The organism is Thalassovita sp., from assembly GCF_963691685.1.
GTDB lineage: Bacteria > Pseudomonadota > Alphaproteobacteria > Rhodobacterales > Rhodobacteraceae > Thalassobius.
In genome coordinates, this window is record NZ_OY829290.1 from 747702 (window position 1) to 765179 (window position 17478).

The window sequence follows — 17478 nt, forward strand, 5'->3', positions numbered from 1 at the left end:
GGAAAGCGATGCCGAATCAATGACTTCAACGAGGCCATGCCGCAGGCGCAATACAGCCTCGCGGTGACTTCCGGCCCCGGATGGTAGCCCAATTTCACCTGATGGTTGAGTAATTGTCGCGGAAACTTGCCATTTGCCGCAAAGGCAGGTTTCCGTAGCCCTTGTTTCTTTCTATAGTTCAACTAATTGCGCTGATATTGGCCAAAGCATTTTGCCGGGGGAGTATTTGCCGATGATCCGATCGGAACTGATTCAGAAGATCGCTGACGAGAACCCACACTTGTTCCAACGTGATGTTGAGAAGATCGTAAATACGATCTTTGATGAGATTACCGGCGCGATGTCGCGCGGTGACCGAGTTGAGCTGCGTGGTTTCGGCGCGTTTTCGGTAAAGAAGCGGGATGCTAGGGTTGGCCGCAACCCGCGCACCGGGGAATCGGTAGAAGTTGAAGAGAAGCACGTGCCTTTCTTCAAGACCGGCAAACTGCTGCGCGACCGACTGAACGGAAAGTAAATCGCTCATGCGCTACATTCGCTATGTATTTCTCGGCTCTCTGGGGCTTCTTTTGGTGTCGGTGGCCTTTGCCAACCGCGATGCGGTGACGCTGTCGCTGCTGCCGGATGCCTTTGCCAATGTGATTGGCCTCAACTACACGATTGAGATGCCGCTCTTTTTGGTGATCCTTGGTGCGATCATCGCGGGTCTGCTGATCGGTTTTGTCTGGGAATGGCTGCGCGAATACAAACATCGGGCAGAAGCGGCACGCAAAGCACAGGAAGTGCAGGATCTGAGCCGCCAGCTGAAACGTGAAAAGCGGCGCGCCGACACTGCGGAACAGAAGGACGAGGTGCTCGCCCTTCTGGATGAAGCGTCCTGATCCGATGCCAGCTGACAGTAAGGTAAAGATCTGCGGTCTGCGGGATCCTGATCACGTCGAATTGGCGGGGTTTCTGGGCGCGGCCTACGTGGGCTTCGTGTTTTTCCCAAAATCGCCCCGCGCCGTCACCGTGGCTGAGGCGCGTGAATTGGCTTGGGCTGCCCCTGTTGGGTTGGCCAAGGTGGCCCTGGTGGTCAACGCCGATGACACGCTGCTGGACCAGATCAACGACAACGTCGCCATCGACATGTGGCAGTTGCACGGATCGGAAAGCCCCGAACGGGTGGCTGAGGTCAAGGCGCGCTACGGCCTGCCCGTCATGAAGGCGATCGGCATCGCGACGGAGGCAGATGTTGCCCAGATCGACAGCTATGCAAAGGTCGCTGACCAATTGCTGATTGATGCCAAAGCCCCGAAAGACGCTGTTTTGCCCGGTGGCAACGGCCTGTCCTTCGATTGGCAGTTGGTGAAGCGCAAATACTGGTCGCTGCCGTGGATGTTGGCCGGCGGGCTTAACCCTGAAAACGTCGGTCGGGCGCAAAACCTGACCGGGGCCCGTCAGGTTGATGTCAGCTCAGGTGTGGAAAGCGCCCCGGGCGTGAAAGATCCCGCTTTGATGGAGGCCTTTATCAAGGCCGCACTGGCATAGGGGGCAGGTAATGGGCGTTGTTTTCCGAGAAGCCAACCGTGATGAGGTTCCGGAAATCGTTGCTTTGCTGCGCGATGACGTTTTGGGGCAGGGGCGCGAAGCGGCAACGCTGGATCCCTATTTCGCAGCCTTTGATCAGATGCAAGCTGAGGGCGGAAACCTGCTGTTTGTGGGCGTCGATGACAGCCGCGCCGAAGGCACGCGTGTGGTAGCAACCTATCAGCTGACGTTCATTTCGGGTCTGTCGTTGAAAGCGGCGCGGCGGGCGCAGATCGAAAGCGTGCGGGTGCACAGTGATCTGCGTGGCCAGGGCCTGGGCGAAGCGATGTTTGCGGACGCTGAGGACCGGGCGCGGGCGGCGGGCTGTGGCCTGCTGCAACTGACCACAAATAAGGCGCGCAATGATGCGCAGCGCTTTTATGATCGACTTGGCTATGTTGACAGCCACGTCGGTTATAAAAAGACGCTGGATTGAGCTTAGCGTTTCCATCAATCCCCTCTCGTTCAGATCTAAAACTGGTCCCAAAACACCCCGCAATTTCCCCAGAAACACCGATGAAACACCGATGGCTGCGGCGTCTTTGTCGCAGGGCTTGTCACGGCTTGGCTGTGCGTTATCTTCCCGATTTCAGCCCGCGGCCCTGATGCATGGAAAACAGGCTGGTAAAACCGTCCCCCGCGCCCTATGCACATGGGGATACAGACTTTCTGACCTGAGGAGCACCCGATGGCCAACGACCTTTTCAACAGCTTTATGACCGGCCCCGACGACAAGGGCCGTTTCGGAGATTTCGGCGGACGTTTCGTGTCCGAGACGCTGATGCCGCTGATCCTTTCGCTGGAGGAGGAATACGAAAAGGCCAAGGACGATCCTGAGTTCTGGGATGAGATGAATTATCTCTGGCAGCACTATGTGGGCCGCCCCTCGCCGCTTTACTATGCTGAGGGCATGACGAAACGCCTTGGTGGCGCCAAGATCTACCTGAAGCGGGATGAGCTGAACCACACTGGCGCGCACAAGGTGAACAACGTGTTGGGCCAGATCCTGCTGGCCCGCCGTATGGGCAAGACCCGGATCATCGCCGAAACCGGCGCGGGGCAGCACGGTGTGGCAACCGCGACGGTTTGTGCCAAGTTTGGCCTGAAATGTGTGGTCTACATGGGCGCCCATGATGTGGCGCGTCAGAAACCCAACGTGTTCCGCATGAAACTGCTGGGGGCCGAGGTGATCGCCGTGGAATCCGGCCGTGGCACGCTGAAAGACGCGATGAACGATGCGCTGCGCGACTGGGTGACCAACGTGCATGATACCTTCTACTGCATCGGCACCGCCGCAGGGCCGCACCCCTATCCGGCGATGGTGCGCGATTTCCAGTCGATCATCGGCAAAGAGGTGCGCTGGCAGCTGGCCGAGCAGGAAGGCGAAGGTCGACTGCCCGACACCGTGATTGCGGCCATTGGCGGCGGGTCCAACGCGATTGGCCTGTTCCACCCGTTCCTGGATGACAAAGAGGTCAACATCATCGGTGTTGAGGCCGGTGGTAAAGGCGTCAACGACGATATGGAACATTGTGCCTCTCTGACCGGCGGCCGCCCCGGCGTGCTGCACGGCAACCGCACCTTCCTGTTGCAGGATGACGACGGCCAGATCCTGGACGGCTATTCGATCTCGGCCGGCCTCGACTACCCCGGCATCGGACCGGAACACAGCTGGCTGCATCAGATCGGCCGCGCCGAATATGTTTCGATCACCGATAAGGAAGCGCTGGAGGCGTTCCAGTTCTCTTGTGAGAGCGAAGGCATCATTCCTGCCCTTGAACCCTGTCATGCGCTTGCCCATGTGATGAAGATCGCGGGCGATCTGCCCAAGGACCATATCATCGTGATGAACATGTGTGGCCGTGGCGATAAGGACATCTTCACCGTTGCGCGTCACCTTGGCGTTGACCTCTCGGGTCTTGAAGGGCGCGACAGCGATTGATCTGAGAAAGGGGCCGACATGGCACAGGCTACGGGACAGACGCTGCGGATCGATATTGTATCGGACGTGATGTGCCCCTGGTGCTTTGTCGGCTACCACCAACTGCGTTTGGCGCAGGAACAGACCGGAATCCCGATTGAGGTGTTCTGGCATCCCTTTGAGCTGAACCCCCAGATGGCGCCCGAGGGCGAAGAGCTGCGGGAACATTTGATGGGGAAATACGGCATCACCGTCGAGCAAAGCATCGAAGCCCGCGCCCGATTGGAGGCGATCGGGGACGAGTTGAACGCTCCGATCCGCTTTACCGACGGAAAACGGATCTACAACACCTTCGCCCTGCATCGACTGCTGCATTGGGCCGCCGAAAGCGGTCAAGCCGGGGCGCTGAAACTGACCCTGTTTGAGGCCTACTTTACCGACAGCAAAGAGATGAACGATCCGCAGGCGATGGCCGATGTCGCCGCCGCACTGGGGTTGGACCGTGCCCGCGCGTTGGAGATCCTGACCGGCGATGACTACGCCGAAGAGGTCCGTGCGAAGCAGCAATTCTGGACTTCCAAGGGGATTTCGGGCGTGCCAGCGATGGTCTTTGAGCGCCAGCATCTGGTGACCGGCGCACAGGGCGTTGAGAATTACGCCAACATCCTGACGCAACTTGCGGCCGCACAGGCCGGCGCCGCCTGAGAAAACAGCCGTTCAATTTCCGGACATTTCTGACAATCCCGGCAGTGACATTCAGTCGTGCCGGTATTGCATGACCCAGTGGCGCGACGCATTGTTGCGTGCGGATACAATTTAGTGTCCCGACGGCAACGCTGAATTTCACGATAAAAGTGTGTGATTGCAGCGAATCCACCTCTCGCCTTACTTCTGCACTCCGATGTCGGGGGCCATCATCCAAACGGTGCGTGCTGTACACACGTCCGGTGCGGTCGGCGCTGCCGTTCCCGTATGCCTGGAGGTTGCCCCAACAGCGGGACCGCGTGATTAGCTCAATGGTAGAGCAACAGATTTAGATTCTGTGAGTTGCAGGTTCGAATCCTGCATCGTGCACAAAATGTAGCTCATTCGGGTAGAGCACTTGACGTTTAATCAAGGGGTAGTGGGTTCGACTCCCACCATTTGAAAAGCTGTTAAGTCAGCGCCGGCCTTCAACGCCGGACCGTTCTTTACGGTTCACATATCAGGGTCCGGGACCGTCCCAGCGGGGTAGTTTGACCGGTAGATTGGCTGGTGAGGTTTCACTGCCAATTGGCATCCCGGCCCGCTCTGGTCTTGGCCGGAGCAGGACATGACGGTTCCGCCGCTTTGTGGTCCGCTGATCAGAGGTTTCTCTGACAGGCGCGCCGCGATGCTGCGCCCCTCTCGGTTCTGCTTTCGCCATTGGCTTTGGCGCGGGGCGTGTTCCGGACCTATCGCCCATCTTGGGCATAACACCTGCGGGTCATGCTGACCCCAACCCAATTCCAACCAAAGGAGATCGCTTTGCGAAGACGATAGGACAATACGAAAAGGAGTTTAGGTATGAATATCGTTGAGAAAATATTGGACAAACTGGCCGGCTATGAGCGGGTCACACTGCAGGAAACCGAGCGGATGCTTGTGCTGGACGAGGGGCGTTTTGCCGCCATCCTTGGCGCAGGCCGGCATCGGGTGAAGGTCAAAGACAGCCTGCGCGAAGTCCACACCATCGATCAGCTCCGTTTCGTATCGCCCTATGATCGGGCGCTGTTCCGACACCGTCCGGATCTGGCCGAGGCACATCTGCTGGAGGTGCGGACCGGGCCGGAAGAGCTGGTGCTGGTCACCCGCGACGGACGGCCCTTGGAGGTGCGGATGCTCGACAGCCGCGTTGTCTATTGGAAAGACGCTGGGGAATGGGCCTTTGAGACCTTTCAGCTGTCTGAGGGTCTGCAGGTGCCGGGCGCGCTGCTGTCGCGTTTGACCGCAGCCGGTGTGACGGCAGGGCTGACACAAGTCACCGTTGCGGAAGGTCACGTTGGTTTGCTGTCCGTTGATGGCAAACCCTCAGGGCAGCTGCAGCCCGGTGTGCACGGTTTCTGGAAGGCCGGTCGTGCCTTGTCGCTGAAGCAGGTTGACCTGCGGATGCGGACCCATGAGGTCTTGGGCCAGGAAATCCTGACCAAAGACCGGGTGACCCTGCGGGTGAACCTGACGGCGCAGTTCCGGGTTGTGGACGCCGAAGTGGCGGTCACCAAAGTGAAGGACTTCGAAGAAGCCCTGCACAAGGCGCTGCAACTGGCGTTCCGGAAAACGCTGGGTGCGCTGACGCTGGACCGGCTCCTGGCCGAGAAGGTGACAGTGGACGCCGAGGCGGCTGAAAAGGTGCGGGCAGAGATGTCCGGACTGGGCCTTGAGGTCGGTGAGATCGCGCTGAAGGACGTGATCCTGCCGGGTGAGATGCGGGACATCCTGAACAAGGTTGTGACCGCTGAAAAAGAGGCTGAGGCCAACGTGATCCGGCGTCGCGAAGAAACCAACGCCACCCGGGCGCTTCTGAACACGGCTAAAGTCATGGCTGAAAACCCGGTCATGCTGCGGCTGAAAGAATTGGAAGCGCTGGAAAAAGTGGCCGGTAAGGTTGAGCGCCTGACAGTGCACAACGGCACCAAAGGGCTGCTGAGCGACCTCGTGTCGTTGAAAGAGTGAAGGAGCGGCCCGGGCCTGTCCCGGGCCGTTTTGGATGGGGCGCATTTTCCTAGCCGATGGCGACAGGGCGCGACATACTGATGTCACCGCTTCGAGGGAGATCATGATGAAACAACTCACCGCCGCTCTTGCCCTTATGACCCTGCCGCTTTCTGCCGCTGCGCAGGATGAGGGCAGCGCCTTTGTTGAGGCCAATGTTCTGGGGATTTTCTACCACGAACTGGCCCATGCGCTGATTGACATCGAAGGGGTGCCGATCTTCGGTCAGGAAGAGGATGCGGCGGATGTGTTTTCCATCCTCATGATCCACGCGCTTTACGAAGAAGAGGTCGCGCAGGAACTGGCCTACGACGCGGCCTGGGGGTTCATCGGCGAAGCTGAAATGCGCGGTGGCGGTCTGGAAGACATCCCGTGGTGGGACACGCATGGCCCGGATGAACAACGTTTCTATAACACGGTCTGCATCTTCTATGGCGCCAATCCCGACGCCCGCGAAGATTTTGCAGCCGAGTTCGAACTGCCCGAGGAACGCGCTGCCTACTGCCCAATCGAATTTGAACAGGCCGAGGCCAGCTGGGGTGCGGTGCTGGATGAGTTGATTGAACGTGGTGCAGGCGCGACCCTGGTGTTTGAGGGTGAGGCTGACAGTTTCAGCGCCCGGATCATTGCCGATGAAGTGGCCGCTTTGAATGAGGAACTGTCCCTGTCAGCGCCCCTGCGGATTGTTGAGGAAAGCTGCGGCGAGGCCAATGCCTTCTACGATCCCGAACGGCGCGAAGTGATATTCTGCTCTGAGTTCGAAGATCACCTGATTGAAATGGAAGAACAGCTCTAATCCTACGGCAGGGGGTACTGCTGTTTTAGAAGCCACTGAAACAAAACGCATAAACTCAGGTTTATGGGCATAAACCGGCGTTTGGTGGGCGCCGGTCTAATCCTGCGGTGAATGGCTATTGGGCCTCGTGACCGGCTGATCTGTCAGCAGGTAACGCATGAGGCGTGCCGAAAAGACCCAATTGCAGATCACTATCGCAGATCAAGGAACCCCCACATGAAACGCATTTTGATTACCTCCACCGCCCTTGTTGTTGGTTTCGCCGTACAGGCGCAGGCGCAAGCCTCGGACTTTGTGCGCGCTGTCGTCGAGCACTTTGCCCGTGAAGGCTACGAAGAAGTGGAAGTCTATGCCGATGGCATGGAAGTCACCGTTGAGGCGGTGAAAGACGGCTACTTCATCGAAACTGTCTATGACGCAGAAACCGGTGATGTTCTCTCGCACGAAGTCGAAGAAGACGATGATGACGAGGAGGATGAAGAAGACGAGGAGGATGAAGAAGACGAGGAGGATGAAGAAGACGAGGAGAATGAAGAAGACGAGGAGAATGAAGAAGACGAGGAGGACGAAGAAGACGAGGAGGATGAAGAGGACGAGGAAGACGATGACGACGAAGAAGACGACGATGAAGAAGATGATGACGACGACGATGAAGAAGATGACGAAGAAGGCGACGATTGATCCAAACGCACTGCGCCCGTTGCCTCTGGCGGTCTAAGTGCCGATGGTTTTGCCTTCCGGGATGAGGGAGTGGTAGAACCACTGGTATCTCAGACCCTAGGGGGAGGGTCCCACTCTCTCTGGCCGGTATCGAGTTCCCCACCCGATGCCGGCGCATCCATTCGCGCGCAACGGGGCCGAAGTGAGGAAAGAACATGACCCGCAGGACAATTGTAGCCTTGGCGTTTGCCGTGCTTGCCATCCCGGTGCAGGCCGATCCTTTGGTGGATCGCGTCACTGACCAGCTGGCCCAGCAGGGATACACGCGCATCGTTATCTCGCGCACGTTTTTGGGGCGCGTTCGAATTGAGGCGACAGGCGGCAATGCCAGCCGCGAAATCATCCTGAACCCGCGCACCGGGGAAATCCTGCGCGACTATTGGGATGCCGAAGAGGCCGAGGCTGGAGCCGGGTTGATCAGGACGGGGCGCCCGGTTGCTGGGGATGAGACTGTAGAAGATGGGGAAGACCCCGAAGATGAAGAAGATGATGCCGAAGATGAAGAGGACGAAGAAGACGAGTCTTCTGATGATGAGGCAGATGACGAAGAAGATGATGAAGAAGACGATGAGGAGGATGACGAGGAAGAGGACGAAGAAGACGACGATGATGGCGACGACGACGACGATGATGATGAAGGCGAGGATGATTGATGGCCGCCTTCCGCTCTCGGTCCAGATCTCGCACGGGGCCTGACGTGAAAACACCCTGGCCTCTTCTCATTCTGATCCTGCTGCAAAGCGTCTGCGCGGTTTTCTTTGTCTCAGACATTCTGGCCACGGTCATTGGCGTGCGCGCCGCCCCAATCAGCTGGCAAACACGTGAATTGCTGGAGGTCGGCGCGGCGCTGGGCCTTGTGATGGGGGTGGTGCTGGGCTGGATTGCCTATCGTCGCTCAATGCAGCGCACGGAAGCCGCCGAAGCCAGCCTGCGCCTGCTGCAAGGGGCGTTTCATGACCATCTGGAAAGCCGCTTTCGGGAATGGCAGCTGACCCCAGCCGAACGCGAGGTGGCGCTGTTTTCCCTGAAAGGGTTCAGCGTGGAAGAAATCGCAGGTCTACGCCAAACCTCGCCGGGTACGGTGAAGGCGCAAAGCAATGCGATCTACCGTAAGGCGGAGGTCAGTAGCCGGGCGCAGCTGCTTAGCCTGTTCATTGAGGACATGATGGACGGGTCGGTCGTAGCTGTGCCTGCAGATCAATCGCAGGCATAGGCCTCCAATACTTCCAAGGGTACAATTTCCAAGGCCTGCTGGTGGGTGGCCGCCAGATGGACCTTGGGGGCACAGTCCTCAGCATGCGCCTGCAGGAACCTGCTGGCGCAGAGGCACCATTGGTCACCGGGTTTCAGCCCCGGAAAGCCGTATTCCGGAACAGGTGTGGACAGATCGTTGCCAAGGTATTTGGACAGCGCCAAAAACTCCGCTGTCATCACCGCACAGACAGTATGAGAACCGCGATCTTCCCGGCAGGTGTTGCAGGACCCATCGCGGAAGAACCCGGTTTTGGGATCCTGCGAACACGGCTTTAGCGCGGTGCCAAGCACATTGATGGCGGGCAGGGGCGTGACCATGGATATCTCCATCTACTGTGCCACGCGCCCGGTGATCGGGTGACTGAGATCAGTTTTGCGCAGCTTCGGCGATTTTGCGGAACATGGCGATCATTTCGACGTTCACGCCGTCTTCCCGGAACAGCCGGTCGGCGGAGTTAACAGCAATCACCACGTTCAGCGGTTTGTTGATATAGATATACTGACCATAAACACCGCGCGCATAAAACTCACCTTCGCGTGGGTCAACAGCACCCCACCAATGCAGACCATAAGCTTCCTCACCTGCCTCTGTTGGGGCGGTGAACTGGGCGGAACGTGTGATCCAGCCCTCTGGCAGGATGCGCTGGCCTTGCCACATGCCGTCCTGCAGGGCCATCTGACCGAAACGTGCATAGTCGCGGGTGCGCTGGTTCAACCCACCCAGCACGAAGCTGACGCCGTCCCCATCGGTGATCATCAATGGGCTGGCCTCCAACCCCAAGGGGGCGATCAGCTTTTCCTGCATCAGATCGGGGATGTCGCGACCCGTGGCGCCGCGAATGGCCATGCCGATCACATGGGTGTCGATCGAGACGTAGTGCCAGGCCGCACCGGGGGTGCCGCGGGTGCGGTCCTGGCCGGCAGAAAAGGCATCCATGGACCCGCCCAGCGCCAGCACACGGCCCATTTTGTTGATGTCTGAGTTGAAGTCAAGATAGTCCTCATCAAACTCAATCCCGCTGGACATATGTAGCGCATCGATGATCCGCGCACCGTCATAGGCGGATCCTTCCAGGCTGGGCACATGTTGGGTCAGCTGATCCTCAAGGGTCAGCGCGCCTTCGGCCACCAAGATGCCCAGCAGGGCCGAAATATAGGATTTGGCAACCGACCAGCTGATGCGGCGATCTTCGGCCCCGGTGTCCAGATAATAGCTTTCGTGCCGCAGTTCCCCGTCTTTCAGAACCACAAGGGCGGTCAGGGCGCGGCTGCTGATCCAATCATCGCTGCCAGAGGGCAGGGTCATCTCAGTGCCAGCGGGCAGGGGCGACACGGGGCCGGTGCCGCGGTTGATCTCCTTGGTCCAGAACAGCTGATCCATGTGCGAGAAATTGTGGACGATCTTGTCTTCGGCAAACAGGCTGTTCACCGCCAACAGACGGCTGATTTCGTCTTTCTTCCAAAAGGCGACAACGGCAATGGCCAGCACCAGAACCACCAGAACGCGCAGCAACACTCTCAACATCTGAACCCCTCCCAAAGGTTAGTGCCTTTACTCATCACGCGGATGGGGCAGGGGGCAAGGGTGCCGCAGGGTCAGTTGATCTGAAACCAACGCCCGTGGAAGTCCATGCGCCCCAGATCAATTTGAATGTCGCCGGGCCACAATCGCAGCCGCACCGGGGCGCCGGGGCCTGCTGGGCCGGCCGCGTCCATCTCAAATGTCAGATAGGCCAGCGGAGTTTCCGGCGTTGCGCGTGCGGCGGCCATGGTCAGCGCCTCTGCGCAGGCGGCTTTGCTGGGTTCGGGAAAATACTGCCAAGCAACCGTGTGGTAGACAAACTCAAGCGTGCCAGGGTTGGGCGTGGCGAGCCGCTCTGCCAGCCAATGGCCCGCATCCCCAGCGTCGACCATAGGGGTGGCAATCGAAAGCGCGGCGTTGGTGCGTTGCATCCGTTCAGGCTGATCGGCCCAAAGATAACTGCGCAGGCGCAACATGTCTGCTGGCTGGTCCGGTGATAGCGGATTCAAATCGACGCCTCGCCGTTCTGCAACGTTGAAGGGCACGATATCGGCTGGTTGCCCCTGCCAGTCAGGGCGCAGCGTCATTACCGCATTTGGTGGGGTGTATGGTCCCTGTGGCAGATCCAGTGCAAACCGGTCAAACAGCAGGTTCAGTCCAGCTGAGGCGCCAAGTTCGCTGACCCTCAAGGGCAGTCCCGGGAACCGCCGGACCGCCTCTGAGGCCGCGAGGATCATCGCAGGGGCACGCCGCACCTCATTGGTTTGCGGCGCATTGTCCAACCAGTGCAACAGCTGGGCACTATGGGTTTCAAACGCATCTGCAATTGCAGACCACAGCGCTGCATCATCCTCACTTGCAGGGTAGAGCGCCGCCAGCTGAGGCGCGGCATCAGACAGTACCAGCGCATGTAGCCCGCCCGTCAGACGCAGCCCCACAGCATCTGCGCGCAGGGTTGCCTCTGGCCAGGTCAACAGCCGGTCGGCCACTGCGGTGCCGGGGCTTAGACTGTCACGCACAACACGCAGCAGGCGCGCCGTAAACGGTGAACCGAGCGCCTCACAGGCCTCGGCTTGTTTGCTGAGGTGATCGGAAAGCGCGGCCGTCACTTGAATTTGTTCAACAAACGCTCCATCGCGGAGCGAGTGTCAGGCTGATCATCTTGCGCCGGGGCGGCCGGTTTGGCGGGTTTCGCGGTGGCCTGTTTGCCTTCCGCGGTCTTTGGCTTGTCACCTTTTGGACCATTGTTCGCGCCGTTTTTCTGGCCGCCCGAACTGCGCGGCGGGTTGACCCGCAGCGCCACGGCATTTTGAAACTTACCGTTATCGCCTCCGGCCAGATGGGCGGCACCATCAGAAATGCCGCGCATCAGGTCATCCAGCCAGCCCTGTTCGGCCTTGGCAAAATCCGCCAGCACATAGCCGGAAACCCGGTCCTTGTGACCCGGATGGCCGATGCCCAAGCGCACCCGGGTATATTCCGAGCTGATGTGTTGATGAATGGACCGTAGCCCGTTGTGACCAGCATGGCCGCCGCCCTGTTTCACGCGGCATTTGCCCGGGGCAAGATCCAGCTCGTCGTGAAAGACCACCACATCGTCTGAGGTCAGCTTGTAAAATCGCATCGCCTCGCCCACCGATTGGCCGGAAAGGTTCATGAAGGTTTCAGGCTTGAGCAGGATCACCCTTTCGCGGCCCAGCCGGCCTTCGCTGACCTGGCCCTGAAACTTGGACCGCCAGGGGGCAAAGCCATGGTCACGGGCAATCTCATCCAGCGCCATGAAGCCGATGTTGTGGCGGTTGCCCGCATATTTTGCACCCGGATTGCCCAGTCCCACAAACAGCTGCATCGTTGCATTCCCTCGATTAGATCTTGTCCACTGACTAAAGCGTCCCTGCGGCAAATTCAATCAGCGCAGAGCGATTGACCTTTTGCACCGATCCCGTGCAAGAAAAGAGCTGCCAGCCGAACGGGCGCGTTCATGCCAGCTATCCCGATAATAAGAAACGTGAAAGGAAACGGCATGTCCTACATTGCCATGAACCGCTTCAAGGTCGCCTTGGGCCAGGAAGAGGCATTTGAAGAGATCTGGCGCGCACGCGAAGGGCGCCTGAATGAAATGAAGGGCTACCAAGAGTTCCGCATGCTGAAAGGCGCCGCCACTGAGGACTATTGCCTCTATTCGTCTCACACCATGTGGGCGACCGAAGAGGATTTCCTTGCCTGGACCAAATCGGAACAGTTCCGTGCAGCCCATGCCAATGCAGGCCGTTCAGCAACCAAAGACGTTCTGGTTGGCCCGCCGCAGTTTGAAGGTTTCAAAACCGTCCTGCACGAAAGCGCCTAAGCGCCCCCAAACAAAAAAAAATGCGGACCCGAAGGTCCGCGTTTCGTTTTCGTCAAAGCCGTTTGTCAGCACCTCAGCAATCAATACCGGGGTGCGACAGGGCGCAGAGATTACTCTTCTGCTGCTGCAGCTTCTTCGCCGTCTTCGGCTTCGTTCTCTTCCGAACGCAGACCCGACGGAGCCGAGATGTTTGCAATCACGAAGTCACGATCGATGGTCGGCTTGGCGCCTTCCGGCAGGGTTACGTCGCTGATGTGCAGAACGTCACCGACGTTGGCTTCTGCCAGGTCGATGGTGATCGACTCAGGGATGTCACCGGCCAGAACTTCCAGCTCAACTTCGGGACGTACAACGGTCAGTACGCCACCTTTTTTGATGCCGGGGCAGGTTTCCTGGTTTTCGAAGTTCACGTTGATGAACAGCGCGATGCGGGTGGTGCGGCGCAGACGCATGAAGTCAACGTGGGTCGGCAGGTCTTTGACCACGTCACGCTGAACGTCGCGGCAGATCACACGTACATCTTCCTGGCCTTCAACTTTCAGGTTGAAGAGGGTCGACTTGAAGCGGCCAGCTTTCAGGCGCTTCAGCAGGTCGTTGAAGGGAACGTTGATCGCCAGTGGCTCAGCTTCGCCACCGAATACAACACCAGGTACTTTGCCTTCACGGCGTGCTTGACGAGCGGCGCCCTTGCCTGTCCCCGTGCGGACCTCTGCGTGGAGGTCAGGAATAGTTCCAGCCATTTGGAATTCTCCATAAATTAGTTAGAATCACGGGCATCCTCCAAGGCTGTATGCCCGCATGAAGCCGCGCGTATAGACGAGTCCGGGGGATTTTGAAAGGGCTTATTTCCTTGGGCCCATTGGCCGGGGCCCTATGGGGCAGAATGCCAGAACTTCGCGGCCAGTTCCACATCCCTGCGCAGCCTGTCATTGACCCCCTCGATCCCGAAGGTTTCGATCAAAGTGGCCGGATCATGGAAGAGGGATTTGCCAATGCCAGCAGCCTGCGGCGCGCCGCTGTCCAGCCAGCCCAGCCAGTGTAGAAGCGTCGGAAAGACATCCGGCATGGCGGCTGGTTTATCGATCACCCGGGGCGCATCCGGCCCGTTCAGAAACATCACCATGTTTCGCCGCGGATGCTGATCCAGTTGCGGGGACAGGTTGTTGTGATGCGCCAGATGATCGCTGGCCACCACAATGCGGGTGCTGCGGTCCTTGGTCAGCTTGCGCAGCTCAGCGATGAAGGTTTCGGTCAGCTTGCTGGTACAGGCCACAGCATCGGTGAGGTCATCAGACACTTTGGGCTGGCCGTCTGCGACGCATTGGTCCGACATATGCGCCTTGGGGCCATGGGTATCCATCGTCGACAGGATCAACGCATAGGGTTGATCGCTTTTTAACCGCGCCTCCACATGGGCAAGGGCAATCGCGTAGCCTTCACCGTCCCGCAGCGCCCAAGAGGTATCACCGGCCTCGCGCGCAGCAATCGCACCGGGCGTCATCGCATTGGCCTTGTCGACAATCTGGTCGAGTTGATGCGTCCGGTAGAAGTTGTCAAAACCATAATGCCCCCGATCGCTGCCGATGATTTCTGTCGTGGAGGCATAGGTTGAGTGGTATCCGCGCGCCTTAAGGATATCGGTGAGGCAAGTGACGCCAGCGCCAATTTGCTTCATATCCGCGGTGCGGTTGAGGGGGAGTGACCCCATCGGCAACAGCGGCACCCCGCATTGGGTGGCGGTCATGCCGGCCAAGCTCCAGCCGGTGCCGTCGATCTGTGCCACATCGGAAAAAGGCACGCCGCTTTCCGCAAGCCGTTCAATCGGGACATAGATCTCACCAAAGCTGTCTTTGATCCCGTAGGTGCGCTCCATCCCTTCAAGGTACAGGATGATGAGGTCCGGGTTTTCCCCTTCGATTGGGGCGATCAGCATGGGGTCCTGAAACGCGGTGATCAGGCTTTCGCCCCGGCCGTATTTTGCCTGAAACTGATTAAACAGCGCGTCGCGGACCAATGGGTTTCCGGCGATCAGGCTGACGCAGCACAGGCTCCACCAGAACGGGATGCGGCGCAGCCATTTGCGCAAACGGTAGAGGGTGATCAGGATCGCGGCCCAGTAAATCGTGACGGTCACGATATAGGGGGCGAACTCCCGAAGCGGGGTGCCGCCAATGCCAAACGCCAGATGGAAAACAAAGGCGGCCGTGTCCAGTTCACCGAAAATCAACACCACCACTGTCAGCGGGAAAAGCAATAAGATCGCCGGCAATAGCGCGGCCAGCTTGATCAGGATGGCCTTCCGATCCCCCCGCGTTTCATTGACCGGGTTCGGCACCAGCAGGGACAGCGCCTGAATGACCAGCAGCCAAAGCGCAAAGGTGATGTCGCTGACGTGACCGTTCACAAACGCTCGCACGATCAAAAACAGGGCAAGGAACCCGGGCAGCAATAGGGCGAGGACCCGCGCAAGCTCTTTAAGGGCGATCCGTGCGGTTCTGATGGGATTTGGCGGCTGTAGGTGTGTGGTGGTCAATGTTTCAGTCGAAAGTTACGCGCTGTAAAACGGGTGCAGCAGGTTGGTCTGAGTTCACTACAGTCTGATGCGGCGCAATCAGGTCTCAACCGGCGTGTGTAGATGCCCACCGGCCTGCATCACCCGGTCATAAAGGGCAAATTCCTCGGCCCGGGCTTGGCGCAGTTCTGCCTCCATCTCACCGCTCAAGGGTGCATCACGATGGGGCGAGACGTTTTTCTGCTGGGTCTCAAACGGCTTGCCGATGCGGTCCTGCAGGAAGGAGACCAGTTTTACCGGGCGCTCATAGGCAAACAGGTGATCGGTGCGCAATGCGCCGTCGTCGGAGGTCAGAAAGGTAAACTGACTGCCCAACTTGGCGCAAGCGTGCGGTTTGCGGGCAATGACCTCGGCTACAAACCCGTCAAAGCTCATCCCCTCGGGCACCGCATTGCCGCCGCGCACCTTGTCGCGGCTGCGGTATTTGTACCAGCTGCGGATCTGCTCAACGGGATCGCGCATCACGGCGACCCTTTCGGGACTGAGGTTGTAGGCCTCTTTCAGAAACGGTGCAAAATGGCGGTCATATTTGCGCAGGGGCATATGCTTTAGCGCCTGTTTGCCCGCCAGCGTGATGTCGGCCTTGCTCTTCAACGCCAGATGATAGGCGGTAGAGCCGGTTTTAGGCACCGCAAACAGGGCAATATTGGCGTCGACAAAAACCAGCATGAACAACCTCTTGCGCGCCGTCGGGCGCTTTCGGCTCACCCTGCACTGAAAAGGCCCGGAGTGTCAAAACCCCGGGCCCTGCTTTCTCGGTGATAGGCGCTGTTACTGCCAGCGCCCTTCAAAGTCATCGGGGATCAGCAGGATGTCCTTGTCCAGCTCATCCACCCGGCGGCGACCACACAGCGCCATGGAAACGTCCAGCTCTTTATGGATCACCTCCAGCGCTTTGGTGACCCCCGCTTCGCCCATGGCGCCCAGACCATAGACAAAGGCGCGGCCGATATAGGTGCCTTTTGCGCCCATCGCCAATGCCTTCAGTACGTCCTGACCCGACCGGATACCGCTGTCCAGATGGACCTCAACCTGATCGCCGACCGCGTCCAGAATGGAAGGCAGCGCCTTGATCGAACTCATCGCGCCATCCAACTGACGGCCGCCGTGGTTTGAGACCACAATTGCATCGGCGCCAACCGAAAGGGCCATTTTGGCATCTTCCGCGTCCAGAATACCCTTCAGGATCACCGGGCCGCCCCATTCCTCTTTAATCTTGGCGATTTTGCCCCAGTCCAGCGAAGGGTCAAACTGCTCCGCCGTCCAGGCGCCAAGGTTCGCGGTGTCGGTTACCCCGTCGACATGGCCGACGATATTGCCAAAGTTGCGCCGTTTCGCCCCCAGCATCTGCAGACCCCAAGACCATTTCGTCATCAGGTTGGCGATGGTCGAGGGGGTCAGTTTGGGCGGGGCAGACAGACCGTTTTTCAGATCTTTATGACGCTGCCCCAGGATCTGCAGGTCCAGCGTGATCACCAGGGCCGAGCATTTGGCGTCTTTGGCGCGTTGGATCAACCGGCTGACGAAGTCCTGATCCTTCATGGTGTAAAGCTGGAACCAGAACGGTTTGCTGGTCGCCTCGGCCACATCCTCGATCGAGTTGATCGACATGGTCGAAAGCGTAAAGGGCACGCCAAACTTCTCCGCCGCCCGCGCCGCTTTAATTTCACCATCGGCGCATTGCATGCCGGTCAGGCCAACCGGGGCCAGGGCAACCGGCATCGCCACGTCTTGGCCAATCATCCGGCTGGCGGTGGTGCGGCCGGTCATGTCTACGGCCACCCGCTGACGCAGATACAGCTGATCAAAGTCGGAACAGTTTTCACGGAAGGTCTGTTCGGTCCAGCTACCGCTTTCCGCATAGTCGTAAAACATCCGCGGCGCGCGGCGCTTATAGATCCGTTTGAGGTCTTCAATATTGGTAATCACGGGCATGGTGACTCACTTTCCCCTCAGTTTGGCCCTGTATTGGTGAAGTTTCCTTACCAATGAGGTGGGATTGGGGCAATCCCCTGAAGCAGAATGCGGACCAATTTCGTGGATTTTGCGC

At 58.8% G+C, this 17478-nt stretch carries 20 protein-coding genes and 2 tRNA genes; 14 read left to right on the forward strand and 8 right to left on the reverse strand.

The features are described 5' to 3' along the window. Positions 1-232 precede the first annotated feature (232 nt). From ihfB to ACORLH_RS03740, 13 genes are all read left to right on the forward strand, one after another. Complete coding sequence (ihfB, locus tag ACORLH_RS03680) at positions 233-514, forward strand: integration host factor subunit beta (protein WP_058243189.1); 282 nt, start codon at positions 233-235, stop codon at positions 512-514. Positions 515-521: 7 nt separating this feature from the next. After that, positions 522-878: a LapA family protein gene (locus ACORLH_RS03685; RefSeq protein ID WP_321831260.1), complete on the forward strand. Its 357-nt coding sequence runs from the start codon at positions 522-524 to the stop codon at positions 876-878. After that, the gene (locus ACORLH_RS03690; RefSeq protein WP_321831261.1) at positions 865-1527 is read left to right on the forward strand and encodes a phosphoribosylanthranilate isomerase; all 663 of its coding nucleotides are present in this window, start codon (positions 865-867) and stop codon (positions 1525-1527) included. Before ACORLH_RS03685 ends, ACORLH_RS03690 begins: the two co-directional genes overlap by 14 nt. Positions 1528-1537: 10 nt before the next feature. Continuing rightward, positions 1538-2002 carry a GNAT family N-acetyltransferase gene (locus ACORLH_RS03695; RefSeq protein WP_321831262.1) on the forward strand — a complete coding sequence of 155 codons (465 nt, stop codon included), beginning with the start codon at positions 1538-1540 and terminating at the stop codon, positions 2000-2002. 252 nt (positions 2003-2254) lie between these two features. Continuing rightward, positions 2255-3508, forward strand: coding sequence for a tryptophan synthase subunit beta (gene trpB, locus ACORLH_RS03700; protein ID WP_321831263.1), 1254 nt, complete (start codon positions 2255-2257; stop codon positions 3506-3508). 18 nt (positions 3509-3526) lie between these two features. Beyond that, positions 3527-4192, forward strand: a complete 666-nt coding sequence (locus ACORLH_RS03705; protein ID WP_321831264.1) for a DsbA family oxidoreductase — start codon at positions 3527-3529, stop codon at positions 4190-4192. A gap of 297 nt (positions 4193-4489) precedes the next feature. Then, positions 4490-4561: transfer RNA gene (locus ACORLH_RS03710), tRNA-Leu, on the forward strand. Then, a tRNA-Lys gene (locus tag ACORLH_RS03715) sits at positions 4562-4634 on the forward strand. Positions 4635-5032: 398 nt separating this feature from the next. Further along, on the forward strand, positions 5033-6178 hold the full coding sequence (locus ACORLH_RS03720) for a slipin family protein (RefSeq protein WP_321831265.1): 1146 nt from the start codon (positions 5033-5035) through the stop codon (positions 6176-6178). 103 nt (positions 6179-6281) lie between these two features. Then, positions 6282-7013 (forward strand): DUF4344 domain-containing metallopeptidase, encoded by a 732-nt coding sequence (locus ACORLH_RS03725; RefSeq protein WP_321831266.1) that lies wholly within the window; start codon positions 6282-6284, stop codon positions 7011-7013. A gap of 216 nt (positions 7014-7229) precedes the next feature. Beyond that, positions 7230-7694: a PepSY domain-containing protein gene (locus ACORLH_RS03730; protein ID WP_321831267.1), complete on the forward strand. Its 465-nt coding sequence runs from the start codon at positions 7230-7232 to the stop codon at positions 7692-7694. Positions 7695-7888: 194 nt separating this feature from the next. Continuing rightward, on the forward strand, positions 7889-8386 hold the full coding sequence (locus ACORLH_RS03735; RefSeq protein WP_321831268.1) for a hypothetical protein: 498 nt from the start codon (positions 7889-7891) through the stop codon (positions 8384-8386). 44 nt (positions 8387-8430) lie between these two features. Further along, positions 8431-8946 carry a helix-turn-helix transcriptional regulator gene (locus ACORLH_RS03740; protein WP_321831269.1) on the forward strand — a complete coding sequence of 172 codons (516 nt, stop codon included), beginning with the start codon at positions 8431-8433 and terminating at the stop codon, positions 8944-8946. Here ACORLH_RS03740 and ACORLH_RS03745 read toward each other — a convergent pair. From ACORLH_RS03745 to pth, 4 genes are all read right to left on the reverse strand, one after another. Further along, the gene (locus tag ACORLH_RS03745) at positions 8931-9305 is read right to left on the reverse strand and encodes a DUF2237 domain-containing protein (protein ID WP_321831270.1); all 375 of its coding nucleotides are present in this window, start codon (positions 9303-9305) and stop codon (positions 8931-8933) included. The genes ACORLH_RS03740 and ACORLH_RS03745 overlap by 16 nt on opposite strands. Before the next feature lie 49 nt (positions 9306-9354). Beyond that, on the reverse strand, positions 9355-10512 hold the full coding sequence (locus ACORLH_RS03750; RefSeq protein ID WP_321831271.1) for a serine hydrolase: 1158 nt from the start codon (positions 10510-10512) through the stop codon (positions 9355-9357). 71 nt (positions 10513-10583) lie between these two features. Continuing rightward, complete coding sequence (locus ACORLH_RS03755) at positions 10584-11618, reverse strand: DUF2332 domain-containing protein (protein ID WP_321831272.1); 1035 nt, start codon at positions 11616-11618, stop codon at positions 10584-10586. Next, positions 11615-12358: an aminoacyl-tRNA hydrolase gene (gene pth, locus ACORLH_RS03760; protein ID WP_321831273.1), complete on the reverse strand. Its 744-nt coding sequence runs from the start codon at positions 12356-12358 to the stop codon at positions 11615-11617. The genes ACORLH_RS03755 and pth overlap by 4 nt, the downstream gene beginning before the upstream one ends. Positions 12359-12532: 174 nt before the next feature. Between pth and ACORLH_RS03765 the strand changes: the two genes are divergently transcribed. Continuing rightward, a complete protein-coding gene (locus ACORLH_RS03765) occupies positions 12533-12856 on the forward strand; it encodes an antibiotic biosynthesis monooxygenase (RefSeq protein ID WP_321831275.1) in 324 nt (107 codons plus the stop codon). Positions 12857-12966: 110 nt separating this feature from the next. Here ACORLH_RS03765 and ACORLH_RS03770 read toward each other — a convergent pair whose 3' ends face one another. From ACORLH_RS03770 to ACORLH_RS03785, 4 genes are all read right to left on the reverse strand, one after another. Further along, entirely contained in the window at positions 12967-13596 is a 630-nt protein-coding gene (locus tag ACORLH_RS03770; protein ID WP_321831276.1) for a 50S ribosomal protein L25/general stress protein Ctc, read from the reverse strand. 131 nt (positions 13597-13727) lie between these two features. Further along, on the reverse strand, positions 13728-15389 hold the full coding sequence (locus ACORLH_RS03775; protein ID WP_321831277.1) for a sulfatase-like hydrolase/transferase: 1662 nt from the start codon (positions 15387-15389) through the stop codon (positions 13728-13730). Between the two features lie 78 nt (positions 15390-15467). Beyond that, entirely contained in the window at positions 15468-16097 is a 630-nt protein-coding gene (locus ACORLH_RS03780; RefSeq protein WP_321831278.1) for a hypothetical protein, read from the reverse strand. Positions 16098-16199: 102 nt separating this feature from the next. Further along, on the reverse strand, positions 16200-17363 hold the full coding sequence (locus tag ACORLH_RS03785) for an alpha-hydroxy acid oxidase (protein WP_321831279.1): 1164 nt from the start codon (positions 17361-17363) through the stop codon (positions 16200-16202). Positions 17364-17478: the final 115 nt, after the last annotated feature.

Coding starts and splice junctions, on each gene's coding strand:
- ihfB (WP_058243189.1), top strand. CDS start 233: ATGATCCGATCGGAACTGATTCAGAAGATCGCTGACGAGAACCCACAC.
- ACORLH_RS03685 (WP_321831260.1), top strand. CDS start 522: ATGCGCTACATTCGCTATGTATTTCTCGGCTCTCTGGGGCTTCTTTTG.
- ACORLH_RS03690 (WP_321831261.1), top strand. CDS start 865: ATGAAGCGTCCTGATCCGATGCCAGCTGACAGTAAGGTAAAGATCTGC.
- ACORLH_RS03695 (WP_321831262.1), top strand. CDS start 1,538: ATGGGCGTTGTTTTCCGAGAAGCCAACCGTGATGAGGTTCCGGAAATC.
- trpB (WP_321831263.1), top strand. CDS start 2,255: ATGGCCAACGACCTTTTCAACAGCTTTATGACCGGCCCCGACGACAAG.
- ACORLH_RS03705 (WP_321831264.1), top strand. CDS start 3,527: ATGGCACAGGCTACGGGACAGACGCTGCGGATCGATATTGTATCGGAC.
- ACORLH_RS03720 (WP_321831265.1), top strand. CDS start 5,033: ATGAATATCGTTGAGAAAATATTGGACAAACTGGCCGGCTATGAGCGG.
- ACORLH_RS03725 (WP_321831266.1), top strand. CDS start 6,282: ATGATGAAACAACTCACCGCCGCTCTTGCCCTTATGACCCTGCCGCTT.
- ACORLH_RS03730 (WP_321831267.1), top strand. CDS start 7,230: ATGAAACGCATTTTGATTACCTCCACCGCCCTTGTTGTTGGTTTCGCC.
- ACORLH_RS03735 (WP_321831268.1), top strand. CDS start 7,889: ATGACCCGCAGGACAATTGTAGCCTTGGCGTTTGCCGTGCTTGCCATC.
- ACORLH_RS03745 (WP_321831270.1), bottom strand. CDS start 9,305: ATGGTCACGCCCCTGCCCGCCATCAATGTGCTTGGCACCGCGCTAAAG.
- ACORLH_RS03750 (WP_321831271.1), bottom strand. CDS start 10,512: ATGTTGAGAGTGTTGCTGCGCGTTCTGGTGGTTCTGGTGCTGGCCATT.
- pth (WP_321831273.1), bottom strand. CDS start 12,358: ATGCAGCTGTTTGTGGGACTGGGCAATCCGGGTGCAAAATATGCGGGC.
- ACORLH_RS03765 (WP_321831275.1), top strand. CDS start 12,533: ATGTCCTACATTGCCATGAACCGCTTCAAGGTCGCCTTGGGCCAGGAA.
- ACORLH_RS03770 (WP_321831276.1), bottom strand. CDS start 13,596: ATGGCTGGAACTATTCCTGACCTCCACGCAGAGGTCCGCACGGGGACA.
- ACORLH_RS03780 (WP_321831278.1), bottom strand. CDS start 16,097: ATGCTGGTTTTTGTCGACGCCAATATTGCCCTGTTTGCGGTGCCTAAA.
- ACORLH_RS03785 (WP_321831279.1), bottom strand. CDS start 17,363: ATGCCCGTGATTACCAATATTGAAGACCTCAAACGGATCTATAAGCGC.